Genomic DNA, 24,453 nt, shown 5'->3' on the forward strand with positions numbered 1-24,453 from the left:
CTTTCGGATAGTCAAAAGTGGGGCGGCTTGTTCGTGAATGTCACGTCTCCCGTCTCGGCTGACCTTGCGTCGCCTGACAACAACCCCCTAGCGTGCGCCGGACTGCAAAGTGAACCAAGGCATCCGATGGCACGAGAATACCTCAAGAAAGCAACGCTGACCGCAACATCAGGGGCGTCTGACGTCAACCAGATTGTGAGCGATATTTTGGCCGATATCGAAACTGGCGGTGATGCCAAGGCATTGGAGTATGCGGCCAAGTTCGACAAGTATGAAGGCAACGTGCTTTTGACTGCTGACGAGATCGAAGCGGCTGTCGCCCAAGTACCTGACAAGCTGAAAGCGGATATTCGGTTTGCCCATGACAATGTGCGCCGGTTTGCAGAGACACAGAAAGCAACGGTAGCGAATGTTGAGCTTGAGGTTGTGCCGGGCCTGATCGCCGGGCAGAAGGCGATCCCCGTCGATGCGGCCGGTTGTTATGTGCCGGGCGGTCGATACAGTCATATTGCCAGCGCCATCATGACGGTCACAACGGCCAAGGTTGCTGGTTGTAAACACATCACCGCGTGTTCGCCGCCGCGTCCGGGCGTAGGTGTCGCGCCGGCCATTGTCTATGCCGCTCATATCTGTGGTGCGGACAAGATCATGGCCATGGGCGGCGTACAGGGCGTCGCGGCCATGACATTCGGCTTGTTTGGCTTGCCCAAGGCGAACATTCTTGTTGGTCCCGGCAATCAGTTTGTCGCAGAAGCCAAGCGTATTCTCTTTGGTCGCGTGGGCATTGATATGATTGCGGGCCCGACTGACAGCCTGATCCTAGCCGATGGAAAGGCCGACGCGCATATCGTTGCGACCGACCTCGTGAGCCAAGCCGAACATGGCTATAACTCACCCGTTTGGCTGGTCACGGACAACCGCGATCTGGCCGAGCGCGTGATGGAAATGGTGCCCCAGTTGATCGATGATCTGCCTGATGTAAACCGTGAGAACGCGACCGCGGCCTGGCGCGACTATGCCGAGGTCATCCTGTGTGCGGACCGTGAAGAAATGGCCGCCTGTTCGGATGATTACGCACCGGAGCACCTTACGGTTCAGGCGGAAGACCTGGATTGGTGGTTGGAGCGGCTGACATGCTACGGTTCGCTGTTCCTTGGGGAAGAGACAACCGTTTCGTATGGCGACAAGGCGTCTGGCACGAACCACGTGTTGCCGACATCTGGCGCGGCGAACTACACAGGCGGCCTGTCCGTACATAAGTACATGAAGATCGTGACATGGCAGCGTGCGACCCGCGAAGGGTCGAAACCAGTGGCAGAGGCGACAGCTCGTATCTCGCGCCTTGAGGGGATGGAGGGGCACGCCCGCGCGGCGGACGTGCGACTGGCAAAGTACTTCCCGGGTGAGAACTTTGATCTGAGTGCCGAGGGCTGAGCCGGTTGGCATCGGCAAGGCTGTTGCTGATGCGGTGGCGGGGGAGAGGAGCCGGCAAATGAAAGCACTTGTTTATGATGGCGTTGAAACTCTGACGTTTCGCGATGTGCCGGATGCAGTGCCAGACCCAGAGCAGGAACTTGTGCGCGTGGTCGCTTCTGGCATCTGCGGATCAGACATGCACGCCTACTTGGGACATGATGACCGACGACCCGCGCCACTGATCCTTGGGCACGAGGCGGCTGGTGTGATCGTAGGTGGGGACCGCGACGGCACAAGGGTCACGATCAACCCGCTGGTGGGCTGCGGGATCTGTGCCGCTTGCACCTCTGGCCGCGATAACTTGTGCGCAGACCGCAAGATCATTTCCATGCCGCCGCGCGAAGGTGCCTTTGCTGAATTTGTGGCGATGCGCCCCGCAAATCTGGTTGACGTGCCAGACGACGTGTCTCTGGACAAGGCTGCTTTGGCGGAACCGCTGGCGGTCAGTTGGCATGCCGTTCGTCTTGGGCTGGCGGCATTGAATTCAGCGGCCAGCTGCTCCGCGCTTGTTTTGGGCGGCGGTGCAATTGGCCTTGCCGCAGCATTGGCACTGAAAGCGCAGGGCCTGTCCAATGTCACCATCGCCGAGCCGAATGAGGCAAGGCGCAGCTTTCTTAAAAAACGGTGTGACATTCCATGTGTCCCCGCGGGGACAGGCAGCTACGGAGTGACTGTAGATGCCGTGGGATACGCCGCCACTCGGGCTTCAGCCTCATCACTCACGGAACCTGGCGGCGTGATCGTTCATATCGGGCTTGGCGAAGACACGGGCGGCCTCGATATTCGGCGCATGACCTTGCAGGAAATCACATTCATCGGCACCTACACGTACACGCCGCAGGATTTCCGCGACACGTGCGCTGCTATTTTCGATGGCCGGCTAGGTCCGCTCGACTGGATCGAAGAACGTCCCTTGTCGGAGGGCGCCCGCGCTTTCGCCGACTTGCGCAGCGGAGCCGTTGCAGCGCCCAAAATTATCCTCCACCCCTGATGCCGGAGACAGCACATAAATGAACATAGACAAGAAAATCACTGATGATTTGGTTGCGAACGACATCTCGTTCGTGACAACGGTGCCTTGCAAACAGCTTGCAGGTGTCATCGACGAGATCGACCAGCACCCCGACATCTTCCACATCCCGTCAAACAAGGAAGACGAGGGGATGGGCCTGTGTGCCGGCGCATGGATGGGTGGAAAGCGCCCGGCCATCATTATGCAGAACACGGCCATCGGGGTCACCATCAACACGCTGGCAACGTTGATCCAATACTACCGGATGCCGCTGCCGATGCTGATCAGCTACCGGGGTGAGTTGCGCGAGCCTGTGGCCTGCCAGGTCGAGATGGCCGTGCACACCAAGGCGCTGCTCGCGCAGATGAACATCCCGACCTACCACTTCCATCACCAGAAAGACGTGGAAGAGCTGGATATGATCCTGAAATACACTTTCATGTGCAACAAACCCGTGGCGATCCTGACGGACGCCAACTTCTGGGGAGGCTATGGCGACCAATGATCCGTTCTGAAATTCTGAAGGAAATTGCACCCATTCTGCGCGACCAACTGGTGGTGTGTAACATCGGCATCCCCAGCCAGGAGCTGCACGCCATCGACGACCAGCCCACCAACTTCTACATGCTGGGCACGATGGGCCTTTCGTCGTCCATCGGGCTGGGTCTTGCGCTGGCGCAGGACAAGACGGTGATCTCGATCGACGGGGACGGGTCAGTTCTGACCAACCTGTGCACGCTGCCGACGATCGCCAACAATGTGGCCGACAACTACATCCTGATGATCATCGACAACGGGTCCTATGGCTCCACTGGTGACCAGCCAACCTACACCGGCAAGAAAACGTCACTTGCGGGAATGGCCCGCGCTGCGGGTTGCGAGAATGTGGTCGAGGTGATGGATGTCGACACCGGCCCTGCGCTTGAGAAGGCGATTGCGGAGCGCAAGATGACCGTGATGGTTGTCAAATGCGACAGCGGCAACGCCAAAATGCCGGTGATCACCATGGATCCCGTCGTGATCAAGGACCGGTTTATGAAAGCGGTCACGGCCTGACCTGTCGAATTGTTCCCGGTTGCAACATGTGACCGGGGACGCTCTTTAACGTCAAATTCATTGGCGCGCTTTTACCGTCGTTACCAAACTAAAAGGTAGTGGCGGTCAAACCGGTATGCGGCGAACACAGGCGATGAATACGCACATGGATGTCCTGTCTGCACGTCCTTACATCTCGCACTGTCTGAACGTTCTCTCGCGGCACGGTTTGCGCGGCACCGCTTTGGTGCACGTCTTCTCGATTTTGTTCTGCAGGGTCGGCTGCGGACTTTTTATGTGTCCTTGCCGCGACCTGACTGCAGGGCTGGTGACTGCGCGGATCGCACATGCCTTCGAAAACGAACGCAACTTGCATCGGATCAGCCATGGCATACGCGCGTTGCCGATGCCCGGCAGGCAAACCATGTGATGCGGCAAACGCTTTTTATAACACAGGGCGAGTATGCAACTGGCTCCGGGCCTGACATTGTTATCTCGACGCTTTTGGGATCCTGTGTTGCCTGCTGTTTGTGGGATCCTGTGACGCGCATCGGCGGTATGAACCATATGCTGCTTACTGTATCCGGAGGGGGCGACACAAGCTGTGCGTTGTCCGGTATCAATGCGATGGAAGTGTTGATCAACGACCTTGTCAAACTGGGTGCGGTGCGCGGTCGGTTGCAAGCAAAGGTGTTTGGTGGTGCACGAATGATTTCGGGTTTTTCAGACATCGGAGCAAAGAATGCAGCTTTCACGCTGTCCTATCTTGGGCAAGAGGGCATCCCACTGATCACGCAGTCATTGGGAGGGAACAGCGCCAGGAATTTGCGCTTTTGGCCAGGTATTGGCCGCGCCATGCAAAAGATGACAAATGCCCCGGTACGGGATATGGCGTTTGCTGCACCGGGGGGAATGGGGTCGAACTGTTCTGAAGCAGATCGTTAAAAACACTGGCTAGAACAGCTCGACAGAGCCGGGTGGGGCGTCCTGATCATGAGGGTTGTCTGGATCCAGAATTGACCGCGTCTTGGCCAATTGCAGATGTCTTGCAGAAGACGCGGCGACATGCGGCGTTGTCGCAAGTACACTGCAAACGACAACAAGGTCCTGTAGAGACTGTGAAATTCGGTCGATGCTTTGCAATTGCAATATCTGATGTGTCGTCAGGGTGGTGCGAGATTGATCTGCCACCTCCGATACAATTTCGGAAACAGTCAACATGTCATCGCTTATCTCTGCAAGAACGCTTGCCATCCGCGATAATGCACGATTGCTTCGCACTGCATTTGAATTGGTCTGTGTCATTAGAAACGGTTGACCTCGGACTGAAGATGACTCTGTAAAATACTGGAAATAAATATTTTATTTGTGTAATTGTTTATTTCAAGCTGCTGTTCCTGATCATGAGCATTTTGTACGACGCGTCCGGCAACCAATGTGAAACCAATATCTTGTGTGCAGGATTGGCTTTGCAACGTTTGGGGCCGCTTCACCTTTGTCACCCTTGATATGTTGTAGGCTGAAGCGGCAAGCTGAACTGGTGCCATCGCAAGCAAGATCGATGTCGTCAACCCATGTACTCGGCTGGAGATGCAGCGTTTCGCCAGGGCGCCAACAGTTTCTGCACACGCGTCAAGCCTTGCGGATGCATCGTCAAAAACCATGATCTGTATTTGATCCGTGAGTGCCATCCGGATGTCCTACTTGCTCCAATCGAATGCGTCGTCGCACTTGATGTAAGTCGTTGGCCCGGCGGAGCGGAAACCATAGGCGTTCGGGGACAGGATGCGTTCTGAATGCCCGAGAAAAAGTAAACCGGCAGTGGACAGAGCGGACTTGAAGCGTGGCCATAGCTGCGCCTGTTTTGACTGATCGAAATAGATCATGACATTTCTGCAAAAGATGGCATCAAACGCAAATTGCATGGGCCAGTCGTCAAAGAGGTTGAGTTCTTTGACCGAGACAACTTGGGTCAATACATCAGACATTCTTCGGCGTGACTGGCTGTCGCCACAAGCGATTGTGAACGTATTAAGGTCATCTTCAGAAACGCCATTCAATTCCGAAGTATTGAATTCCGCACTGCGCGCTTGGGTGATGACTTGAGGATCGAGATCTGTGCCTAGAATCTTGAAGTTCGCTTTGGCCAGAGCCGGTTCCAAACGCAGCAGATGCATCGCGATCGAATAAGGTTCTTGTCCCTTTGAGCACCCCGCAGACCAGATGCGAATACGTTCATGTCGTTCAATGCGTTGTCTGAACATTGGCATGAGCCGGTCGCTAAGCATCTTAAAGTGATGAGCCTCCCGGAAGAACTGGGACACATTGGTGGTCAGGGCAGAGATCATGAAACGGCGTTCACTTGCTCCGTCTTCTGATGCGACATGATCTGCGTACGCCGAAAAGGCATCAAGGTTGAGCGCGCGTAGTCGATGCCTGAGCCGGGACTGAACCATCAGCTTTTTCTCGCGCACCAACTTGATCCCAGACTCGCGATAGGCCAATCCGGCAATCGCATCGAACTGCTCGTCGTTCAACTGGGGCAAGTCTGGTGGTTGACGCATCAAGCGGCGTCACTTTCCGGCAGTGCGATGACGTATGGCAAGTCCAGAACGCGTATCATGCGATTGTCCAACAACGTTATCGCCTCGATTACGTTTCGGCCGTTCTGTACGGCGGAATCTGGTGGGTTCTGCATGTCCTTGGGGTCAAGTGCCACGATATCCGAGACAGCATCTACAAATAGACCGATTGTTGATCCCTCGTTCTGGACCACAACGATGACGCTTCGGTCGTCATGATCACATTTGGGCAACCCCAAACGTTCGGCCAGGTCCATGATCGGAAGCACAGTGCCCCGCAAGTTGATGACGCCGCGCATGAAGCTGGGCGCGAGTGGCATTGGGGTTGCGCGCGTCCAACCACGAATTTCGCGAACGGTCATTATGTCAAGCGCATACTCCTGATCGCTTAGTTTAAAGGTCAACAGCTCCCTTTGCTTCGTTGTTTCAGTTGTGCTCATGTTTGGGGTTCCAATCTCGCACGCTTGGGGGCAGGGCTTTTGATCGTGTTGGTAACGATGTCGGCGGGATCGAGGATCAACGCCACTTGGCCATCCCCCAAAATCGTCGCGGCGGCGATTCCCGGTGGGCGGCAACAGCTGTCATCAAGTCCTTTGATGACGACCTGTCGCTGGTCGTGAACCTCATCCACGAGCAACGCAACCTGCGATTCATCCTCTAACATCAGAAGCATCGCTATGCGGTCATTGACCGTGTCACAGGGTGGCCGATAGCCAAGTGCTGCACCCAAATCAAACAGTGGCACAAAGCCATCGCGCACACGAACGACAAAATGGCCCGGTTGGATTTGTTCCAGTAAACTGTCTGATAGCGTGAGCGTCTCGGACACAGTATTCAACGGTAAAACGAGGGTTTCGCCTGCTACATCTATGACCATACCGTCCAGTACAGCCAAGGTCAGTGGAAGGGATATGCTGAATGTCGTTCCAGCGTTGGGTGTGGATCCGATTGTGACACGGCCACCCAGGCGATGGATGGCAGTGCGCACCACATCCATACCAACCCCACGCCCTGAAAGGTCAGATACATCTGGTGCGGTGGAAAAACCTGGCAAAAATAGAAGCGTGTCAATTTCTGCGTCCGTCATGGCCACATCTTCCGCGACAAGACCCTTTTCGACCGCAGTTCTAAGAACCTTATCCCGGTCAATACCTTGTCCATCATCCGAAATCTGGATCAGGACGCGGCCAGACCTGTGCGCTGCGCTTAACCGGATCTCACCACGTGCAGGCTTGTTGTGCGCAAGACGTACGTCCGAGGGTTCGAGCCCGTGATCAACTGAATTACGGATCATGTGGGTTAGCGGCTCGACCAATTGTTCGATGACCGTTTTGTCGACTTCGGTTGCCTCTCCAACGGTGACCAGCCGCACGTCTTTGCTGACAGATGCCGACGCCTCGCGCACAATGCGTGCCATGCGTTGAAACAGTGATTTTACAGGCTGTGCTCTGATCATCATGACACTGTCCTGAATATCTCGGGTCAGGCGTTGGAATTCTTCGAGCCCGTACATGGCGTCAGAGTGGGGTGACACCCCTGCGGTTTGCAGGCTTTGGGCCAGCATCGACTGATTGATCACCAACTCACCGACCAGATTTGCGAGACGTTCGACCCTGTCTATATCGACGCGTACAACAGACTTACTTGGTGTGGGGGACGCGGTACGCTGATCATCTGTTCTGGGCCGGACGGTGGTTCCAGAACCCGTTTCCTGGCATTTTGAGCGGACGGAGATTTTCATCCTGCACAGGCCATGGGCGAATTCGAGCTGGGACGCGACACCTGCTTCATCAACATCAGTCGTCAGAACCAGTGACCAGCTTAGGTAAGTCTTGTCTGGTATCAGCTGATCAAGTGCGGGCAGGCGACTTGAGTCGCATTGGACTTCGACTTCACCAAGGGTCGCCAAGCGGTTGATAACATCCGAAACCTCGTGCCCTGTTTCGAAGAAGCCAGGCTCGGGTTCGAAGAAAATATTGTACTCCACGTAATGCTTGGACGGGTCCTCGCCAATCACAGCATCACTGGATTCTATTTCAACTGGTTCGCATTCATTGTCGTTCGCGTCTTTTTCCTGCGACGCTTGGCTGACCTGCACATTCAATTCGCGCAGTATTGCCTCGGCTTCTGATTTCGGATGGTCGAGATCATTTCGACATGCGCGCACCAAGTCCGATAGGTGATCTGATGCGCGAAAGAACACGTCCAGCAAGCCGGGAGTGGTACGCGCTTTACCTGCGCGGATGCTGTCCAGCGCAGTCTCAAACTGGTGTGCAAACTGCACCAGCGCCTCGAACCCAAAAGCGCCCGCACCTCCTTTGATCGAGTGGACGGCACGGAACACGACATGAATTGTCTCTTCATCATGCCTGCCGTCGTCAAGGGCCTGCAGTCCATCCTGCAATGCCTCAAGCAACTCCTCGCACTCGACAAAAAAGGAAGCGCGAATTTCAGCCATGGGGTCCGCAGACGTCATCGTCCTGCTATCCAGCCACCATTTGCAGCGCTTTCACCAGTTTCGCCGGGTCGAAGGGTTTGACGATCCACCCTGTGGCGCCCGCATTGCGCGCACGCATCTTCATCTCAGGGGCTGCTTCCGTCGTGAGGACAAGGATCGGTGTCGTCTTGTGTTGACCACAGTCACGAACAGCATCGATGAAGCCGAAGCCGTCCATACGAGGCATGTTGATGTCGGTTATGATGACATCCGGATCGATGGCCTCCAGGACTTCTGTACCATGAACGCCATCTTCGGCGGTATGGACGATGAACCCCGCAGGTTCCAACGCGAAACGTATCATGTCACGCATTGTGCGGCTGTCATCAACAGCAAGAATTTCAAGATTCATTTGTCTTCCTCCTGCTGTGTCAGCTCCATAAGTCCCATGGCTGACAGTTGATCGTGGACAGCGTTCTGCACGTGCAGAACGCAAAAAGATGTATTGTTTTCGACGGCCCTGCGCCGCGCACTGAGCAACACTTGTGCCCCCAAAGCCCCAATGTGCGAGGTGTCTTGAGCGTCAAGACGGACATCACTGCCCGGCGGGCACGCCAACAGTTGCGACAGCAGATCGGGTGCCGAGGCAGCGTCCAAACGTTGGGGCAGGGGGATTGGGTCAGCCATGACGTGCACGGCAAGTTGCACCATTTTGATGGCTCATCCGGTCCCTCCTGATCGCAAAACGTAAGGAGTGTCTACCGGACGGTCTGTTAAAAGCGCGTTACTGAAGCTGTGCTTTGCGGGTACGTAGGCGTCAAAAGAAAGACCGCCGGGGGCAATGGCACCGGGCGGTCTTTGTTAACGTTGTCCAATCAGAATTTAGCCGCGGCGGCGGCGTCCGCCGGCCCGCCCACCGCGTCCGCGAGCTTCTTCGCCAGCTTTTGGTGCAACGCGGTTGAACTTGATCCATGCACCGCCACCTTCGTCATTGTTGGTCAGGAAATTGGCCGCACGGATGGCTTCCATTTCCTTGCCTGCGCGCGGCTTTGTCGATCCCATCCCAAACATCTGTACGAACGCTTCGTCGTCCATCCCGTCGGGCAGAGCAATTCCTGCAGCCTCAACTTCGGCCCGCTTTTCAGCGATTTTATTGGGTCCGACAGGCAGTGCGACGGGATTCATGATAGCGGATGTCATGCCAGCGCCCATCGCCATGGGCAAGAAGGCATTGTTAATGCCATGCCGGTTTGGCAGACCGAATGAGATATTGGATGCGCCGCATGTCGTGTTCACACCCAGTTCTTCGCGCAGACGCCGCACAAGGGTAAAGACTTGCAGTCCAGCAGTGCCCATTGCACCGATGGGCATCACCAGCGGGTCGACGACAATGTCATACGCCGGAATACCGAAGTCAGCTGCGCGTTCGACAATCTTCTTGGCCACAGCAAAACGAACATCGGGATCCTCGGAAATACCGGTGTCATCATTGGAAATGGCGACGACTGGCACATTGTACTTCTTGACCAGCGGCAGAACGAGTTCCAGTCGTTCTTCTTCACCGGTCACGGAGTTCAGAAGCGGGCGACCTTCTGCGGCGGCCAGCCCGTTCTCCAACGCACCGGGAACGGAACTATCGATGCAAAGCGGGCAGTCTGTCACGGCCTGGACACGCTCCACCAACTGCCTCATCAGCTCAGGCTCAACAAAGTTGTTGTCTGCATACCGCGGATCTTCGGCCATCTTGTTTGAGAAGACGGCACCAGAATTGATGTCGAGTACCGTGGCGCCAGCCGCAACCTGCGCTGCAGCGTCCGCTTCGACACGCGAGAAATCACCTCGCTCCAGTTCTTCGTTCAGGATTTTCCGGCCTGTTGGATTGATCCGTTCACCGATCACGCAGAACGGTTGGTCAAAGCCAATCAGCGCGGTTTTGGTTTTGGATTCGATGACGGTGCGGGTCATGGGCGCGGCCTTTGTGCGTTGGTTTTGCGAAGTGTTGTTCCGATTCCCGCAATACTGCACAGGTCAAAACGACATCCCACCGGTTGGAAAAGACACCTATCGCGCACGGGGCTGGTACGCGAGGGGGCAGGGCATGAAACCTTTTCAGGACAGTTATGAGTGATATTAGCCCAAGGCCGCAGGCACAGCCGACGCGCCGCCGTTTTCTATCGCCCAATTGGCATTCGTTTTGATCCCGCCAAGAGGAAAGAAATGCACGTGCGTCACATTGAAATCTGGGTTCGCAGCCTTGTGTGCGGCCAGCTCTGACACGACCTCGGTGGGTTCGAACGGCAGCAGCAACTTGGTCACGTCTTTGGCGCGGCGCTGCAGTACACGCAACGATGGTCCAACGCCGCACGCAATTGCGAATTTGATCATGGTCTGCAGCTTGGCTGGTCCCGCAATCCCGATATGGATGGGCAGGTCAACACCCGCTGCCGTGAGGTTGTCCGCCCACGTGATGATTGGTCCGGCCTCAAAGGCAAACTGCGTAGCGATGGCCATTCTTGCATCGGTGCGCTCGGAGAATTTCTGTTTCCATACAAGAGCTTCATCGACGACCTTCATCCCACCATCGGGATCAATATCCCTGTTGCCTTCAGGATGTCCGGCCACGTGCAAGTTCTTGAATCCGGCCGCGTCGAACGCACCACTTTCCATCAGCTGCATTGAGCTGTGATAGTCACCATGAGGCTTGTCCACACCGCCTGCCAAAAGCAGCGCCTGATCGACATTTGCCTCACCTTGGTACCGAGCGATCCAGTCCTTCAATGTCGCCTCGTCCTTGATGATGCGCGCGGGGAAGTGCGGCATGACCGGAAAGCCTTCGGCATTCAGGCGCTTGGCGGTGGCCACCATATCTTCGATTGGTGTGCCTTCGATGTGTGCGATGTAAACGCGGGTACCTGCAGGCAGGATGGCGCGAAAATCATCGACCTTCTGGGATGTGCGCGGCATCACCTCGATGGAATACCCTTGAAGGAACGCCTCGACCTCGGGCGAGAGGGTGCCGGCCACTGGACCGTCGTCACGTTTGAAGTTCAGCAATGCCATTGCGGCACCTCCCTGTGCTGGGGCGCTATGCCCATCCCTCATTGTCAATCAGCGCCTTGATCCGCGCTTGATCGTATTCGGTCTCAAGCCGTACCGCTTCACGTTCCGCAACTTCGGCGGGATCGCCATCGACGGTGTAAGGGTCCGCCTTGCGCCATTCAGCCAAATACGCATCGGCGTCCTTGGCATTCACTTTCATTGCCGCGCGGTCGATGGCCTGTTCGAACCGTTCCGCAAGCTGGCGTTTGGAGCCACGACGCCCTTTGCCCACGATCACTTGGGCAGGGATGTCGCGCCAATAGACGATTGTGACGTCAGGCATGTGATTCCTCCGCGTATCTTTTGCCCTAATACGCGACGACTTAGAGTATCCAAGGCTCAATTTCGACAAAGGACGCCACCGTTGCGACGTCATGAATGGTGAGTCTGATTTGCAACAATGCCGCACTTTCGATCCTGTAGCTGTTTGGGCGTGCCGAAGCTTGGTTAAGATGGCCCTAACAAGACAAAAAAGTCGGGCAGGAAATCATGGTTATTCGGGTGGATTCCCATCGGCTGGCCTATATGGCTGTGCCAAAGGCGGCATGTTCATCGGTCAAGGCAGCACTTGCTGCAATTGATCCGCTTCAAGAAGACGATTCTGCAGGCGCATTCACGCAGCAGCAGGTGCATGCAATTTACCCCACGGCACGGTTTCGGCCGCACCGCTGGAGTGTTCTGGAAAATCACTACCGCTTCACAGTCGTTCGTGACCCGTTGAAGCGGCTGCTGGCGGTGTACACCAACCGCGTCGAAGGGTTGGGTATTCTAAGTCATAGTCCGAAAATTCGTAGGGGCAGGGTGCATTTGCCAACAGAGCCGGACCCCGATTACTTCTTTCAGAACCTCAGCGCGTACATCGCAACGTCTTCCGACATCAAACACCATACCCTGCCGACCGAGTTGTTTACCGGCACGGATTGGTCGGTGTATGACCGCGTTTTTCGCACAAGTGAAATGGACGAGCTTGGAGTTGAGCTGAGCGCGCACACGAGGCGAGACGTCGTTATTCCACATTTCAACTCAAGTGATCGGCGCCTGCAGCTGAGCGATCTGTCCCCGCAAACACAACGTGTTCTGGGTGTGCTGCTGGAAGAAGAGTATGCGCATCTTGCACCATTTTTCGACAATCCCTTTCATCAGCCACGGATGCACGCAGTCGCCTGATCAAGTCACTTGCGCGAACACCTTGCACGACATATCGTCGTCTCAACTCGATATGAAAGGCGCAGAATATGGCGCCACAGCGTCCCCGAGGTGCGGGCGCGACAAAGACCAAAGGCACCCGACCGGGGGCCATGCCCGTGCCGCGTGCTCCTGGATCGCCCGAGCTTTATGCCGCGCTTGATCTGGGCACGAACAGTTGTCGCATGTTGATAGCCGAGCCAAAGGGCGCGGGGTTTCAGGTCGTGGACAGCTTCTCAAAATCTGTTCAACTTGGTCTTGGCCTAGAGAAATCCGGCAAGCTGTCGCGTGGATCCATGTCGCGGACCGTGCAAGCCATGCGGATTTGCCAGCAGAAGTTAAAGCGACACCAGGTCAGACGGATGCGCCTTGTCGCCACAGAAGCGTGCCGTAGAGCCCTGAATGCAAAGGATTTTGTTCAGCGCGTTCAGCGCGAGACCGGGTTGCGGCTGGACATTATCGAACCCGAGGAAGAGGCGCGGCTGGCCGTTGTATCCTGCGCGCCATTGGTCAGCCCCAAGACAGAAAACCTTTTGGTCGTCGATATTGGAGGCGGGTCGACCGAGTTGGTCTGGCTTGATCTGTCTCAGGTCCCGCGCGCTGACCGTCCGCAGTCCATCATTCGGCTGCATTCAGGCTTTGAACAAGTTGCGTCAGATATGCCCGAGGCACGTGTCGTAGATTGGATAAGTGTTCCCTTGGGTGTCGCAACATTGCGCGAACAGTTTAATGACGTGGATGACGATGCTGCGCGATTTGCGCTGATGAGTTGGTTTTTCGAAGAGAACCTTGCCGACTTCTCGCCCTACCACGCGACAGAGCCAACCGAGCGTTTTCAGATTATCGGCACCTCCGGTACAGTGACCACCGTCGCGGCCTCGCATCTTGGTCTGAAGCGATACGACCGGACAAAGGTGGATGGTCTGCGCATGACGTCGGATCAGATCGACAAGGTCATCCGATCCTATCTGGCTCTGGGTCCCGGAGGGCGGCGTGCCGATCCCCGTATCGGATCGGACCGGCACGCCCTGATCATGTCTGGTGCGGCGATCCTTCAGGCCTTAATGCGCTGCTGGCCTACAAATCGACTGTCCGTCGCCGATCGTGGATTGCGGGAGGGATTGTTGTACGCGCAGATGAGCGCGGATGGTGTATTGGAGGATCAGCGGATTTGACGGCAGCGGGGTCAACACAAGGCGATCCACAACATCAATGAGCCTTGCTGACGACACTTGCCATGCGCTCTGCATCGGACGGGGGCGGTCTGCATGACCAAACTCAGTTCGAATAAGAAGATGCAGGACCGAGCGATCAGTGCTATCGGCAAAGCACATTGCGGAAATTGGCAGGGGACACATGCATTTCCGCATGATCCACCCTATATTCGCGATCTCTTGTAGCGGATCATTTTGCACAAACCGCTGGCGTGAAATTGAAAGGTGGCAACGTGGCCAAGACCCCGACAGGCAAGAATACATCAGGGCGCGGGCAGCGTGACCTGAAGGTCAAGGTCAAGAGTGCTCGCGGGCGCAAGCTGTCGTCGACCCGCTGGTTGCAGCGCCAACTCAACGACCCTTATGTAAAGCGGGCCCAAGCGGAGGGGTATCGCGGGCGTGCCGCGTTCAAGATCATGGAACTGGACGACAAGTACCGCTTCTTGATGCCTGGTGCCCGAGTTGTAGATTTGGGAGCGGCCCCGGGCGGCTGGTGCCAGGTTGCAGTAAAGCGGGTGAACGCGCTGGGTGAGAAGTCGGGCAAGGCTGTTGGGACAATCCTCGGGGTCGATCTGCAAGAAATGGAGCCGATTGCGGGGTGCGAGTTGCACCAATTGGACTTCATGGAAGATGATGCCGATCTGAAAGTCAAAGACTGGTTGGGTGGCAGGGCAGATGTGGTCATGTCCGACATGGCCGCCGCGTCCTCGGGCCACAAACAAACCGATCACCTGCGCATTATCTCCCTATGCGAGGCGGCCGCTTATTTCGCATTTGATGTCCTGGATGATGGTGGGACATTTGTCGCCAAGGTTCTGGCAGGCGGGGCAGAGGGCAGCCTTCAAAAGCTGCTCAAGCAACGTTTTGACAAGGTGGCTAACGTTAAACCACCTGCCTCGCGCGCGGATAGTTCCGAGAAATTCGTTGTTGCGACGGGTTTCCGCAGTGACAGCGCGTAACAGGTGTCCAGCACAGTCAAGCAGCCACGCCTTCAACAATGCATTTGGCTTAGATTGACAGCCGTGCAGCGTGCGTGCCTCGTTCACGATACGGCGTCGTGTCGTAGTGCGACCGATAGCATTTCGAAAAATGTGACGGTGAGGCAAATCCACACGCCAAGGCCACGTTAATGACGCTCATGTCGGTTTGCATCAACAGGTTGCGGGCCTTTTGCAAGCGCAGTTCCATGTAGTACCGCTTGGGGCTCCGGTTCAGGTAGCGGCGAAACAGACGCTCAAGCTGCCGTGTCGACATGCCGACATCCTTGGCCAGAATGGAGGGGCTGATCGGCTCCTCGATATTCTGTTCCATGATTTGGATGACCTGGCTGAGCTTCGGATGCCGGACACCGATACGCGCCGGCACGGACAAACGTTGGGTGTCCTGATCTGTACGTATCGAGGAATAGATCAACTGATCTGCAACGGCGTTCGCCAACTCTTCGCCATGGTCATCGGCAATCAGTTTCAACATCAGATCGATGGAGGATGTCCCGCCTGCCGTCGTCAAACGTTTTTCATCAATGACAAAAACCGATTTGGTCAGTTCGACCTCTTGAAACTCTTCCGCAAAGCTGTCCTGATTTTCCCAGTGAATCGTTGCTTTCTTGCCGTCCAACAGACCGGCTTTCGCCAGCGAATACGCTGCCGTGCACAGACCGGCCATCTGGATCCCTTTCCGGGCTTCCCGACGCATCCAGCTCAGCAGCCGCTTTGTCGTCGCAGCTTGAACGTCGATACCGCCGCAAATCATGACCACGTCATCGCGGGTCAACTCATCCAGATCACCGTCCAGTTGGAAAGCCGGCCCCGCAGAGCAGTGCGCGACGTCTCCACCTTCTCCGACAATCCTCCAGCTATAAAGCTCACGACCAGCCATACGGTTGGCAATGCGCAGACTTTCCAAAGCGGCCGAGAAGCAAAGCAGGGTGAAGTTGTCGAGCAGTACAAACACAAAACGTTTGGGCTTGGCAACTTCCTGGGGCGGGCGAGAGAACGACATCGCTGCGAGTGTCCTGTTATTATTGCCGGGCGTCGTGACCCGGAGGTTTTGTCAGCCTGACCACGGCGGAAACGCCACGTCAAGAGGGCGCATTTGTGATATGGTGTCCTTCCAATAGCTTTTGTATAGAAGGCTCCGGTCATGAGACCGCTAACAGCTTTTGCGGAGAGACAAGATGAGCGATTGGACAAAGTCTGACTGGCGCGCCAAGCCCCGGATCCAGATGCCCGATTACACCGACACTGCGGCACTGAACGCGGTTGAGGCGCAGCTTGCAAAATATCCTCCGCTGGTGTTTGCAGGCGAGGCGCGGCGGCTAAAGGCTCATCTCGCCGATGCTTCCCGTGGTGATGCGTTCCTGCTGCAAGGTGGCGATTGCGCTGAGGCGTTTGATCAGTTCAGCGCCGACAGCATCCGGGACACGTTCAAGGTCATGTTGCAGATGGCTATGGTGCTGACCTACGGCGCCAAGGTTCCGGTGATCAAGTTGGGCCGCATGGCTGGTCAGTTTGCCAAGCCGCGCTCTGCCCCGACAGAGGTGGTGGATGGCGTGGAGCTGCCCAGCTACCGCGGCGACATCATCAATGAGCTGGACTTCACGCCAGAGGCGCGCATTCCGAACCCACGCAAGATGCTGCAGGCCTACACTCAGGCAGCGGCCACGCTGAACCTGCTGCGTGCATTCTCGACCGGTGGCTTTGCTGACATGAACATGGTGCACTCATGGACTTTGGGCTTTGCCGATGGGGCAGGAGCGGAAAAGTACCGCGAAATCTCAGCCCGCATTCAGGATACCATCGACTTCATGGCCGCGGCTGGCATTGATGCCGATACCACGCATGAATTTTCGTCCGTCGAATTTTATACCAGCCATGAGTCGCTGCTGCTTGAGTATGAAGAAGCGCTGACGCGGATCGACTCAACCAGTGGCAAATGGCTGGCTGGTTCCGGTCACATGATCTGGATCGGCGACCGTACGCGGCAGCCCGATGGTGCACATGTCGAGTTTGCCCGCGGCGTGCAGAACCCGATTGGTCTTAAATGTGGGCCCAGCATGACCACCGAAGACCTGAAGGTGCTTCTGGCCAAGCTGAACCCGGACAACGAAGCTGGCCGTTTGACCCTGATTGCGCGCTTTGGCGCAGGATCGGTGGGTGAACACCTGCCGCGTCTGATCAACACTGTCCGCGAAGAAGGTGCAGAGGTGGTTTGGGTGTGCGACGCGATGCACGGCAACACGATCAAATCTTCGACCGGGTACAAGACACGTCCGTTCGACAGTGTTCTTCGTGAAGTGCGCGAATTCTTTGGCGTGCATGCCGCAGAAGGTACAGTGCCCGGCGGTGTTCATTTCGAGATGACGGGGCAAGACGTCACCGAATGCACTGGCGGTGTACGCGCCGTGACCGAAGAGGACCTGAGTGATCGCTATCACACGGCGTGCGATCCGCGGCTGAATGCCTCGCAATCGCTGGAATTGGCGTTCCTGGTGGCCGAAGAGCTATCGCAATTGCGCGCCACCCGTGCCAAAGCACGCGCAGCAAGCTGATCGAAACAAAAAACGCGCCGAACAAATCGTTCGGCACGTTTCTTTTGGTAGATCTTCAGACCTCTGGCCTATTTGTCGTCTGACTTCACCAAACGAAGATACGGAACACTTGGTCTTGGCGTCGTGGCTTCAAAGCCTTTCTGGCTTTCTGCAAAACCATCCATCTGCACGCGCTGTGGCCTGGCCTGAACTGTAGGTTCGATGGCTGCCGGTATGGCAGCGGGAGATGCAATCGGCCGAATACGCGCACCAACAACATTGAAACGGCGCGGTGTCTGCCCGATTTCACCTTGGGCAACGAGACATCCCAGAATCCGGCTCACATCGCCGAGGTCGCTTTTGAGTGGCAGCAGAAGCAAACGGCATTCCATCTGCGGTTTTGAAATGTTTGTCTCTGCACTCATGCGCAATTCGCACATGGCGGGGCGTTGGCAGACATCTTCGATGGCATCGGAGATTTGGCGACGACAGGGTGGCGTGATGAGAGATGTCAGTGGCATCCCGCGTACTTCCATCCCCATCAAGTCGCCGAGGTGACTGCCCGCGATACGAATACGCGCCATTCCGGGTGCGATGCGTTCCAAAACAAAAGTGTATTCGAGCGCCGATTCAATGCCGCGTGGGTCAATCTCGGACCGTTTTGGCATCAGGCGTGTGCCACGCAAGCCTTCCCAATAGGCTTCAACCTGCGAGATCGCCGAAAAACCTGTGTTTGCGCGGAACTCTGTCATTGCGCTCACATTGTGCGTGTTAAGGTCTGATTTGTCCATCTGTACATACTCTTGCTCGGTCCACCGAATGCTTTGCTCCGGGAATGATGCAAAACATATCAAATTTGCGGGAACCCGCGCGGTGAAAGCTAACAAATGGTTAATCATCGCCCTGTCCCCGCGGGGACACGGGCAGTGGCTTGCCCCGATGTGAACTTCCCCCTAAACGCAAAGACATGACCAAGACATCCAAAGATGGCGCGCTGCGCTCAATGACCGGTTTCTCGGCTGCTACCGGCGCATTCAACTCATTTCGCTGGGCATGGGACATTCGAAGCGTCAACGGTAAGGGTTTGGACGTGCGCTTGCGCGTTCCCGATTGGATTGATGGGTTGGAAACGGCGCTGCGGCCGCTGGTTGCAGCACGGGCCAAGCGCGGCAATGTCACGTTGTCGCTTCGCATCACGCGAGATGATGCGGCGGCTGGTTTATCATTAAACGAAGAGACCATGCGCGCCGTCGTTCAAAGTCTTCTTACAATTGAAGCAGAGGCGATGGACCAGGGGCTGTCGCTTGCACCTTCCCGCGCCACCGACATTGCGAGTATGCGCGGCGTTATGGATGCGGGGGCCGCACAGGATGACACCGGTCCATTGCGCACGGCCTTGCTTTCGGAGGTTCCGGCGCTTCTGGACGCATTTGATGATATGCGGACGCGCGAAGGATCGGCCTTGCGCGAGGTGATGTTGGCGCAGTTGACCGAAGTCGGCAAACTGACCGAGCAAGCCGCGGCGTTGGCAGAGAAACGCAAGGACGATGTGGCCGCAAACTTGAAACGGAACCTTGCCCGCGTTTTGGACAATACAGACGGCGCAGACCCGGATCGTATCGCACAAGAGCTTGCCTTGTTGGCGGTCAAATCGGATGTGACAGAGGAAATTGACCGACTGCACACACATATCAAAGCCGCAGGTGCGCTTTTGAATGACGGAGGTGCGGTCGGGCGTAAGCTCGATTTCCTCATGCAAGAGTTCAACCGCGAAACCAATACTCTATGCTCAAAAGCGCAGAACGCCGATTTAACGGCTGTCGGATTGGCGTTGAAAGCGCTGATCGACCAGATGCGTGAGCAAGTGCAGAACGTGGAATAAGAATATGACCGACGCTCAGAACCGCCGTGGTCTTCTGATCATACTTAGCTCCCCATCAGGCGCCGGGAAAAGCACTCTTGCACGTCGATTGCGGGATTGGGACTCCGGTTTGTCGTTTTCCGTATCGGCCACGACACGTGAGCCAAGACCAGGCGAAGTGGACGGTGAACACTATCGCTTCATCTCTGAGGCTGCATTCAAGGGTCAGGTTGCAGATGGAGAGATGCTGGAACATGCTCACGTCTTCGGCAATTTCTATGGCTCACCGAAGGGGCCCGTCGAGGATGCGATAAACAAAGGGCAGGATGTCCTTTTTGACATCGACTGGCAGGGAGCCCAGCAGATAACAAATTCCGCCCTGGGCCAGCATACACTGTCGATCTTCATCCTGCCCCCTTCGATTGCAGAGCTACGGCGCCGGTTGGAAACGCGTGCGCAGGACGACGCGGAAACCATTGCCCGCCGCATGCAAAGAAGCTGGGACGAGATAAGCCATTGGGGCGGGTACGATTATGTGTTGGTCAACGATGATCTGGACGAGACCGAAGAGCATCTGAAAACCATCATCACCGCCACGCGCCTGCGTCGCTTGCAGCAACCACAATTGACCGATCATGTGCGCGCCCTGCAAACCGAGTTCGAGGAGCTGCCATGACACTCTATGCACTGGGCAAGGAACGCCCGCAGATCGCGCACGACACATGGGTTGCCCCGGATGCCAATCTGATTGGCAAGGTGATCCTCGAAGAAGGTGGGAGTGTCTGGTTTGGCTGCACCATCCGTGCAGACCACGAGGATATCCGCATCGGCGCGGGTACAAATGTGCAGGAAAATTGCGTTATGCATATAGACGCAGGCTATCCTCTCACAATCGGGCCCGGCTGCACCATCGGGCACAAGGTCATGCTGCATGGGTGCAAGATTGGGGAAAACAGCCTGATCGGTATGGGTGCCACAGTCCTGAATGGTGCCAAGATCGGTAAGAATTGTCTGATCGGGGCAGGGGCACTGATCACTGAGGGTAAGGTAATCCCGGACGGGTCATTGGTGATGGGTGTGCCGGGCAAGGTGGTGAGGGAACTGGATGAACAGGCCATTCAAGGCCTCCGCGCATCCGCTCTGCATTACCAGGACAATATGCGTACATTCCGCGATACAATGGTCGAGGTTGAAAACTGATGCCGCATTGCGAACTCAGCTATTCAAGCGATCTTGATATCGACGCCAAGGCCATCCTGGCAGAAGTTGAAGCCTGCATTCTGCGCCACGATGACGGGGCAGGGGAAACCAAGGGGCGCGCGTATCCTGCGCCCGTCTTCCTGCATACTCGTCTAAAAGCATCCGTTGCACTTTTGGCCAAGCCCCATCGAAACGCCGCATTCACCGCTGCCTTGCAAAAGGACCTAGTGGGTTTAATTGCAGCGCACCTGCCGCGTCCCTCCTGGTTGAGTGTGGACATCACGTTCAGCTCGCAAACCTATCATACGGAATTTTTGGAATGACCTCGAACTCCAAAGGGTCGCTCGTGCGACCAACGCCGCTGCCGGAAAGCGCATCGCGACCAGTTGTGACGCCGCTTAGCCCCTCGGTCGTCTATGCGTCTGACACACCTGACATGCTGGATGCCCAATATGACGGCGACCTGCATGGCTATACCTACAGCCGTGAAGGGCATCCAAATGCAGACGTCGTCGCGCAAGCCATTGATCGGATGGAAGGCGCGCCGCATATGGGCGTGCTAACCTCGTCGGGTATGGGGGCCGTGTCTGCGGTCCTGCTCGGGCTGCTGACGTCAGGCGACCACGTGATTGGTGGTAACCAGCTCTATGGTCGGTCGCTGCGCATGATGTCCGAAGACCTGCCTCGTTTGGGCATCCAGACGTCGATGGTCGATCCGGGGGATGCAAATGCCGTGCGCGCGGCCCTGCGCCCCGAAACTAAGATGATCCTGGTCGAGGTTGTTTCGAACCCGACCTTGCGTGTTGCGGATGTGCTGGGCCTGTCTGCATTGGCGAAAGAGGCGGGTGTGTTGTTGGTCATCGACAACACTTTTACCACGCCAAGGGCGTTCAAAGCGTTCGATCACGGCGCAGATATCGTCATACATTCATTGACCAAGCTTTTGTCTGGTCATTCGGACGTGATGCTGGGCTATGTCGCGGCAAAGGACCAAGCCATCAATGATCGGTTGCGCGTATTTACCGTGACAGCCGGGATGACGCCCAGCCCCTTTGATTGCTGGTTGGCCGAGCGGGGGCTTCTGAGCTTTGAATTGCGCTATGACCGGGCACAAGCGACAGCAGCGACCTTGGCCGAGCACTTGTCGGTTCTGCCAGGGGTGAAGCGGGTCATCTATCCAGCCCGTCGCGATCACCCGGACCATGCGCGCGCCGAAGCTTTGCTGAAGGGGCAGTACTGCAACATGGTCAGTTTTGAAATTGACGGCGGGCGCGAGGCGGCCAATGCCTTTGCCCGAGGGGCTGACGGCCTAAACTTTGCCCCGACGCTCGGCGATATTGGAACAACGATTTCGCATCCGGCCTCATCGTCTCACCGGGCGTTGACGGTTGAGAAACGTGCGGAGCTGGGTATGTCCGAGGGATTCTTCCGCATCTCGGTCGGCCTCGAAGACCCAGATGTGCTTTGCGATGTGTTCACGCGCGCTGTAGAGGCCGCACTGGCGTAAGGGGGCAGGGCGATGGGTGACGATGTGCTGGGCGCATTGCTTGCGGCCTTTCCCTTGCCCACACTCGCCATTGATGCATCCGAACGCATCGTGGCTGCCAATGTCGAGGCGCTCACACTGATCGGCCAACAGGCGTTGGATCGGAACTATGTGACGATGTTGCGCCAGCCTGCACTGCTCGATGCGATCGAAGCAACGCTGCAGGACGGTAAGGCACGAACCACGCGTTATCTTGGCAATGATGGTGCGCAGGATACGACATACACAGTGAGCGTCCGCGCCGTGCGGGGTGTTGGGCGCGACAGTGCGGGTATCGCCATGCTGGTGTTCGAAGATGTGACGCATGTCGAGCAAACCAGCCAAATGCGCCGGGATTTCGTCGCCAATGTCAGTCACGAACTTCGCACGCCTTTGACTGCGCTTATGGGGTTTATCGAAACACTGCGCGGACCGGCACGCAATGACCCGGAGGCGGCTGAGCGCTTTCTGAACATCATGCAAGACGAGGCGGAGCGGATGAATCGCCTGGTCGGGGACTTGATGTCACTGAACCGGGTGGAGGGCGACGAGCGCGTGCGCCCGACGGAGGCCGTAGTTTTGAACGACGTGCTTGAGTCCACGCTGCGAACCCTACGGTCACTTGCCGAGGAAGCTGGCGTTACACTTGAGCGTGAGTTCGGAGATGAAGCCGTGCACCTGATTGCGGATGCCGATCAGTTGAAACAAGTCTTCACGAACCTGACTGAAAACGCGATTAAGTATGGTGGATCGGGCGGGCGCGTCACCATTCGCGTGATGACCAGCACCCGGGAACCGGCCCTGCGTGCACCCGGGGTACGGGTGCAGATTGTAGACTATGGACCCGGCATCGATCCTGTGCATCTGCCCCGCATTACAGAGCGGTTTTACAGGGCAGATGATCACCGCAGCCGGGCGCTTGGTGGTACTGGCCTTGGCCTTGCTATCGTCAAGCACATCATCAACCGCCATCGGGGACGCTTGCGGGTTGAAAGCACGTTGGGCGAGGGCGCAACCTTTACCGTCATTCTGCCAATACAAAAAGTTTGGCGTGACGCGGCGGCAAACTGCCCGCTGTCATAAAACTGTTACGCAGTTGTCACAAAAGGATTGCGAGCGGTGCCTAGATGGGCACCAAGATCCTCATGGGGGGGATCATTAAGAAAATGCTCAGACAGGAGACATTCATGTCCTTTGTGAAACTCACCACGTCGGCGCTGGCTCTTTCAGCCATGGCTGCAACTGCGGCAGTAGCGCGCGACCAGGTTCAGGTTGCCGGTTCGTCCACCGTTTTGCCTTACGCTTCGATTGTTGCGGAAGCCTTTGGCGAAAACTTTGACTTCCCGACACCTGTTGTGGAATCGGGTGGTTCCTCCGCTGGTCTTAAGCGATTCTGCCAAGGCGTCGGCACCGAGCATACGGACATTGCGAATGCATCGCGCGCGATCCGTGACAAGGAAATCAAGGCCTGCGCTGCAAACGGTGTGACGGACATCATCGAAGTGCGCATCGGATATGATGGCATCGTCTTTGCATCGCAAATCCAGGGACCCGAATACACGGCGTTCACGCCCTCAGACATCTTCAATGCGTTGGCCCCAAAAGTCATGGTGGATGGCGCGCTGGTCGACAACCCACACAAGCAATGGTCCGACTTCAACGCGGACCTGCCTGCGACTGATATCCTGGCGTTCATCCCCGGTACCAAACACGGCACACGTGAAGTGTTTGAAGAAAAAGTAATCGCGGCTGGCTGTGAAGCCACAGGCGCAATGGAAGCCATGATTGCTGGCGGTATGACCGAAGATGACGCGGAAGATGCCTGCCTGAGCGTCCGCACAGATGGCCGTTCGGTCGACATCGACGGCGACTACACCGAAACACTGGCTTCGATCGACGCCAATACCAACGCCATCGGCGTGTTCGGTCTGGCGTTCTATGAAAACAACACGGACAAGCTGAAAGTAGCTACAATGTCGGGTGTTGAGCCAACGACCGAGACCATCGCCAAGGGTGAATACCCGGTGTCTCGTCCGCTGTATTTCTACATCAAGAAAGCCCACATCGGCGTCATCCCAGGTCTGAAAGAGTACGCTCAGTTCTTTGTAGCCGATGAGGTTGCTGGCCCAGACGGTCCGCTGGCGGCTTACGGTCTGGTATCCGATCCTGAACTGGCTGACACACAGCAAATGATCGCTGATGAAGAAACAATGGGCAGCAACTCGTAATCTGAGCGATTGTTGAGAACTGCCATAAAAAAAGATCGGGCGGCGACGAACTGCTGCCCGGTTTCTGCTG

Annotated in this window: 28 protein-coding genes; 16 read left to right on the forward strand and 12 right to left on the reverse strand. The window is 56.5% G+C overall.

The window, feature by feature from the left end:
* Positions 1-126 precede the first annotated feature (126 nt).
* The 5 genes from hisD (at position 127) to ACZ1HN_RS14035 (ending at position 4,468) form a co-directional block, all read left to right on the forward strand.
* Positions 127-1,434: a histidinol dehydrogenase gene (gene hisD, locus ACZ1HN_RS14015; protein WP_299605487.1), complete on the forward strand. Its 1,308-nt coding sequence runs from the start codon at positions 127-129 to the stop codon at positions 1,432-1,434.
* A 58-nt stretch (positions 1,435-1,492) separates the two neighbouring features.
* Entirely contained in the window at positions 1,493-2,467 is a 975-nt protein-coding gene (locus tag ACZ1HN_RS14020; protein ID WP_472727111.1) for a zinc-dependent alcohol dehydrogenase, read from the forward strand.
* Between the two features lie 19 nt (positions 2,468-2,486).
* A complete protein-coding gene (gene comD, locus ACZ1HN_RS14025) occupies positions 2,487-2,993 on the forward strand; it encodes a sulfopyruvate decarboxylase subunit alpha (RefSeq protein ID WP_472727112.1) in 507 nt (168 codons plus the stop codon).
* A complete protein-coding gene (gene comE / locus ACZ1HN_RS14030) occupies positions 2,990-3,544 on the forward strand; it encodes a sulfopyruvate decarboxylase subunit beta (protein WP_299196403.1) in 555 nt (184 codons plus the stop codon). The genes comD and comE overlap by 4 nt, the downstream gene beginning before the upstream one ends.
* Positions 3,545-4,081: 537 nt before the next feature.
* A complete protein-coding gene (locus ACZ1HN_RS14035; protein ID WP_472727943.1) occupies positions 4,082-4,468 on the forward strand; it encodes a chemotaxis protein CheD in 387 nt (128 codons plus the stop codon).
* A 9-nt stretch (positions 4,469-4,477) separates the two neighbouring features.
* On the opposite strand, the gene ACZ1HN_RS14040 is transcribed toward ACZ1HN_RS14035, so the two are convergent.
* From ACZ1HN_RS14040 to ACZ1HN_RS14085, 10 genes are all read right to left on the reverse strand, one after another.
* Positions 4,478-4,744, reverse strand: a complete 267-nt coding sequence (locus ACZ1HN_RS14040; protein ID WP_472727944.1) for a hypothetical protein — start codon at positions 4,742-4,744, stop codon at positions 4,478-4,480.
* 83 nt (positions 4,745-4,827) lie between these two features.
* Entirely contained in the window at positions 4,828-5,214 is a 387-nt protein-coding gene (locus tag ACZ1HN_RS14045) for a hypothetical protein (RefSeq protein ID WP_472727945.1), read from the reverse strand.
* Between the two features lie 9 nt (positions 5,215-5,223).
* Positions 5,224-6,060: a CheR family methyltransferase gene (locus ACZ1HN_RS14050; protein ID WP_472727946.1), complete on the reverse strand. Its 837-nt coding sequence runs from the start codon at positions 6,058-6,060 to the stop codon at positions 5,224-5,226.
* A 26-nt stretch (positions 6,061-6,086) separates the two neighbouring features.
* Positions 6,087-6,545 carry a chemotaxis protein CheW gene (locus ACZ1HN_RS14055; protein ID WP_472727947.1) on the reverse strand — a complete coding sequence of 153 codons (459 nt, stop codon included), beginning with the start codon at positions 6,543-6,545 and terminating at the stop codon, positions 6,087-6,089.
* A complete protein-coding gene (locus ACZ1HN_RS14060) occupies positions 6,542-8,563 on the reverse strand; it encodes a chemotaxis protein CheA (RefSeq protein WP_472727948.1) in 2,022 nt (673 codons plus the stop codon). The genes ACZ1HN_RS14055 and ACZ1HN_RS14060 overlap by 4 nt, the downstream gene beginning before the upstream one ends.
* A gap of 25 nt (positions 8,564-8,588) precedes the next feature.
* On the reverse strand, positions 8,589-8,954 hold the full coding sequence (locus ACZ1HN_RS14065) for a response regulator (RefSeq protein ID WP_299196418.1): 366 nt from the start codon (positions 8,952-8,954) through the stop codon (positions 8,589-8,591).
* The gene (locus ACZ1HN_RS14070; protein ID WP_472727949.1) at positions 8,951-9,229 is read right to left on the reverse strand and encodes an STAS domain-containing protein; all 279 of its coding nucleotides are present in this window, start codon (positions 9,227-9,229) and stop codon (positions 8,951-8,953) included. The genes ACZ1HN_RS14065 and ACZ1HN_RS14070 overlap by 4 nt, the downstream gene beginning before the upstream one ends.
* Positions 9,230-9,424: 195 nt before the next feature.
* Positions 9,425-10,507 (reverse strand): dihydropteroate synthase, encoded by a 1,083-nt coding sequence (locus tag ACZ1HN_RS14075; protein ID WP_472727950.1) that lies wholly within the window; start codon positions 10,505-10,507, stop codon positions 9,425-9,427.
* 165 nt (positions 10,508-10,672) lie between these two features.
* On the reverse strand, positions 10,673-11,602 hold the full coding sequence (locus ACZ1HN_RS14080; RefSeq protein WP_472727951.1) for a methylenetetrahydrofolate reductase: 930 nt from the start codon (positions 11,600-11,602) through the stop codon (positions 10,673-10,675).
* A gap of 25 nt (positions 11,603-11,627) precedes the next feature.
* The gene (locus ACZ1HN_RS14085; protein WP_299196430.1) at positions 11,628-11,924 is read right to left on the reverse strand and encodes a virulence factor; all 297 of its coding nucleotides are present in this window, start codon (positions 11,922-11,924) and stop codon (positions 11,628-11,630) included.
* A 206-nt stretch (positions 11,925-12,130) separates the two neighbouring features.
* On the opposite strand from ACZ1HN_RS14085, the gene ACZ1HN_RS14090 reads away from it, so the two are divergent.
* The 3 genes from ACZ1HN_RS14090 to ACZ1HN_RS14100 all read left to right on the forward strand — a co-directional run bounded on the left by ACZ1HN_RS14090 (position 12,131) and on the right by ACZ1HN_RS14100 (position 14,999).
* On the forward strand, positions 12,131-12,808 hold the full coding sequence (locus ACZ1HN_RS14090) for a sulfotransferase family 2 domain-containing protein (RefSeq protein ID WP_472727952.1): 678 nt from the start codon (positions 12,131-12,133) through the stop codon (positions 12,806-12,808).
* A 68-nt stretch (positions 12,809-12,876) separates the two neighbouring features.
* A complete protein-coding gene (locus ACZ1HN_RS14095) occupies positions 12,877-14,001 on the forward strand; it encodes a Ppx/GppA phosphatase family protein (RefSeq protein WP_472727953.1) in 1,125 nt (374 codons plus the stop codon).
* A gap of 272 nt (positions 14,002-14,273) precedes the next feature.
* Positions 14,274-14,999, forward strand: coding sequence for an RlmE family RNA methyltransferase (locus ACZ1HN_RS14100; RefSeq protein ID WP_472729328.1), 726 nt, complete (start codon positions 14,274-14,276; stop codon positions 14,997-14,999).
* A gap of 49 nt (positions 15,000-15,048) precedes the next feature.
* Here ACZ1HN_RS14100 and ACZ1HN_RS14105 read toward each other — a convergent pair whose 3' ends face one another.
* A complete protein-coding gene (locus tag ACZ1HN_RS14105) occupies positions 15,049-16,041 on the reverse strand; it encodes a GlxA family transcriptional regulator (RefSeq protein WP_472727954.1) in 993 nt (330 codons plus the stop codon).
* A gap of 175 nt (positions 16,042-16,216) precedes the next feature.
* On the opposite strand from ACZ1HN_RS14105, the gene ACZ1HN_RS14110 reads away from it, so the two are divergent.
* On the forward strand, positions 16,217-17,590 hold the full coding sequence (locus tag ACZ1HN_RS14110; RefSeq protein WP_299700182.1) for a class II 3-deoxy-7-phosphoheptulonate synthase: 1,374 nt from the start codon (positions 16,217-16,219) through the stop codon (positions 17,588-17,590).
* A 68-nt stretch (positions 17,591-17,658) separates the two neighbouring features.
* On the opposite strand, the gene ACZ1HN_RS14115 is transcribed toward ACZ1HN_RS14110, so the two are convergent.
* Positions 17,659-18,321, reverse strand: a complete 663-nt coding sequence (locus ACZ1HN_RS14115; RefSeq protein WP_299196445.1) for a PAS domain-containing protein — start codon at positions 18,319-18,321, stop codon at positions 17,659-17,661.
* A gap of 215 nt (positions 18,322-18,536) precedes the next feature.
* Between ACZ1HN_RS14115 and ACZ1HN_RS14120 the strand changes: the two genes are divergently transcribed.
* The 7 genes from ACZ1HN_RS14120 to ACZ1HN_RS14150 all read left to right on the forward strand — a co-directional run bounded on the left by ACZ1HN_RS14120 (position 18,537) and on the right by ACZ1HN_RS14150 (position 24,383).
* Positions 18,537-19,451 carry a YicC/YloC family endoribonuclease gene (locus ACZ1HN_RS14120; RefSeq protein WP_472727955.1) on the forward strand — a complete coding sequence of 305 codons (915 nt, stop codon included), beginning with the start codon at positions 18,537-18,539 and terminating at the stop codon, positions 19,449-19,451.
* Between the two features lie 4 nt (positions 19,452-19,455).
* Positions 19,456-20,106, forward strand: coding sequence for a guanylate kinase (gene gmk, locus ACZ1HN_RS14125; RefSeq protein ID WP_299196449.1), 651 nt, complete (start codon positions 19,456-19,458; stop codon positions 20,104-20,106).
* Positions 20,103-20,630 carry a gamma carbonic anhydrase family protein gene (locus tag ACZ1HN_RS14130; RefSeq protein WP_472727956.1) on the forward strand — a complete coding sequence of 176 codons (528 nt, stop codon included), beginning with the start codon at positions 20,103-20,105 and terminating at the stop codon, positions 20,628-20,630. Before gmk ends, ACZ1HN_RS14130 begins: the two co-directional genes overlap by 4 nt.
* Positions 20,630-20,953, forward strand: coding sequence for a hypothetical protein (locus ACZ1HN_RS14135; RefSeq protein WP_472727957.1), 324 nt, complete (start codon positions 20,630-20,632; stop codon positions 20,951-20,953). The genes ACZ1HN_RS14130 and ACZ1HN_RS14135 overlap by 1 nt, the downstream gene beginning before the upstream one ends.
* Positions 20,950-22,137 (forward strand): trans-sulfuration enzyme family protein, encoded by a 1,188-nt coding sequence (locus ACZ1HN_RS14140; protein ID WP_472727958.1) that lies wholly within the window; start codon positions 20,950-20,952, stop codon positions 22,135-22,137. Before ACZ1HN_RS14135 ends, ACZ1HN_RS14140 begins: the two co-directional genes overlap by 4 nt.
* A gap of 12 nt (positions 22,138-22,149) precedes the next feature.
* Positions 22,150-23,238 (forward strand): sensor histidine kinase, encoded by a 1,089-nt coding sequence (locus ACZ1HN_RS14145; protein ID WP_472727959.1) that lies wholly within the window; start codon positions 22,150-22,152, stop codon positions 23,236-23,238.
* A 104-nt stretch (positions 23,239-23,342) separates the two neighbouring features.
* Positions 23,343-24,383: a substrate-binding domain-containing protein gene (locus tag ACZ1HN_RS14150; protein WP_299196460.1), complete on the forward strand. Its 1,041-nt coding sequence runs from the start codon at positions 23,343-23,345 to the stop codon at positions 24,381-24,383.
* Positions 24,384-24,453 lie beyond the last annotated feature (70 nt).

It is taken from the genome of Tateyamaria sp. GN1-10 (genome assembly GCF_055693845.1).

What these genes read in the sequence shown, in the direction of transcription:
- hisD (WP_299605487.1), top strand. Translation starts at nt 127, where the DNA reads ATGGCACGAGAATACCTCAAGAAAGCAACGCTGACCGCAACATCAGGG.
- ACZ1HN_RS14020 (WP_472727111.1), top strand. Translation starts at nt 1,493, where the DNA reads ATGAAAGCACTTGTTTATGATGGCGTTGAAACTCTGACGTTTCGCGAT.
- comD (WP_472727112.1), top strand. Translation starts at nt 2,487, where the DNA reads ATGAACATAGACAAGAAAATCACTGATGATTTGGTTGCGAACGACATC.
- comE (WP_299196403.1), top strand. Translation starts at nt 2,990, where the DNA reads ATGATCCGTTCTGAAATTCTGAAGGAAATTGCACCCATTCTGCGCGAC.
- ACZ1HN_RS14035 (WP_472727943.1), top strand. Translation starts at nt 4,082, where the DNA reads ATGAACCATATGCTGCTTACTGTATCCGGAGGGGGCGACACAAGCTGT.
- ACZ1HN_RS14040 (WP_472727944.1), bottom strand. Translation starts at nt 4,744, where the DNA reads ATGTTGACTGTTTCCGAAATTGTATCGGAGGTGGCAGATCAATCTCGC.
- ACZ1HN_RS14045 (WP_472727945.1), bottom strand. Translation starts at nt 5,214, where the DNA reads ATGGCACTCACGGATCAAATACAGATCATGGTTTTTGACGATGCATCC.
- ACZ1HN_RS14055 (WP_472727947.1), bottom strand. Translation starts at nt 6,545, where the DNA reads ATGAGCACAACTGAAACAACGAAGCAAAGGGAGCTGTTGACCTTTAAA.
- ACZ1HN_RS14060 (WP_472727948.1), bottom strand. Translation starts at nt 8,563, where the DNA reads ATGGCTGAAATTCGCGCTTCCTTTTTTGTCGAGTGCGAGGAGTTGCTT.
- ACZ1HN_RS14065 (WP_299196418.1), bottom strand. Translation starts at nt 8,954, where the DNA reads ATGAATCTTGAAATTCTTGCTGTTGATGACAGCCGCACAATGCGTGAC.
- ACZ1HN_RS14070 (WP_472727949.1), bottom strand. Translation starts at nt 9,229, where the DNA reads ATGGCTGACCCAATCCCCCTGCCCCAACGTTTGGACGCTGCCTCGGCA.
- ACZ1HN_RS14075 (WP_472727950.1), bottom strand. Translation starts at nt 10,507, where the DNA reads ATGACCCGCACCGTCATCGAATCCAAAACCAAAACCGCGCTGATTGGC.
- ACZ1HN_RS14080 (WP_472727951.1), bottom strand. Translation starts at nt 11,602, where the DNA reads ATGGCATTGCTGAACTTCAAACGTGACGACGGTCCAGTGGCCGGCACC.
- ACZ1HN_RS14085 (WP_299196430.1), bottom strand. Translation starts at nt 11,924, where the DNA reads ATGCCTGACGTCACAATCGTCTATTGGCGCGACATCCCTGCCCAAGTG.
- ACZ1HN_RS14090 (WP_472727952.1), top strand. Translation starts at nt 12,131, where the DNA reads ATGGTTATTCGGGTGGATTCCCATCGGCTGGCCTATATGGCTGTGCCA.
- ACZ1HN_RS14095 (WP_472727953.1), top strand. Translation starts at nt 12,877, where the DNA reads ATGGCGCCACAGCGTCCCCGAGGTGCGGGCGCGACAAAGACCAAAGGC.
- ACZ1HN_RS14105 (WP_472727954.1), bottom strand. Translation starts at nt 16,041, where the DNA reads ATGTCGTTCTCTCGCCCGCCCCAGGAAGTTGCCAAGCCCAAACGTTTT.
- ACZ1HN_RS14110 (WP_299700182.1), top strand. Translation starts at nt 16,217, where the DNA reads ATGAGCGATTGGACAAAGTCTGACTGGCGCGCCAAGCCCCGGATCCAG.
- ACZ1HN_RS14115 (WP_299196445.1), bottom strand. Translation starts at nt 18,321, where the DNA reads ATGACAGAGTTCCGCGCAAACACAGGTTTTTCGGCGATCTCGCAGGTT.
- ACZ1HN_RS14120 (WP_472727955.1), top strand. Translation starts at nt 18,537, where the DNA reads ATGACCAAGACATCCAAAGATGGCGCGCTGCGCTCAATGACCGGTTTC.
- gmk (WP_299196449.1), top strand. Translation starts at nt 19,456, where the DNA reads ATGACCGACGCTCAGAACCGCCGTGGTCTTCTGATCATACTTAGCTCC.
- ACZ1HN_RS14130 (WP_472727956.1), top strand. Translation starts at nt 20,103, where the DNA reads ATGACACTCTATGCACTGGGCAAGGAACGCCCGCAGATCGCGCACGAC.
- ACZ1HN_RS14135 (WP_472727957.1), top strand. Translation starts at nt 20,630, where the DNA reads ATGCCGCATTGCGAACTCAGCTATTCAAGCGATCTTGATATCGACGCC.
- ACZ1HN_RS14140 (WP_472727958.1), top strand. Translation starts at nt 20,950, where the DNA reads ATGACCTCGAACTCCAAAGGGTCGCTCGTGCGACCAACGCCGCTGCCG.
- ACZ1HN_RS14145 (WP_472727959.1), top strand. Translation starts at nt 22,150, where the DNA reads ATGGGTGACGATGTGCTGGGCGCATTGCTTGCGGCCTTTCCCTTGCCC.
- ACZ1HN_RS14150 (WP_299196460.1), top strand. Translation starts at nt 23,343, where the DNA reads ATGTCCTTTGTGAAACTCACCACGTCGGCGCTGGCTCTTTCAGCCATG.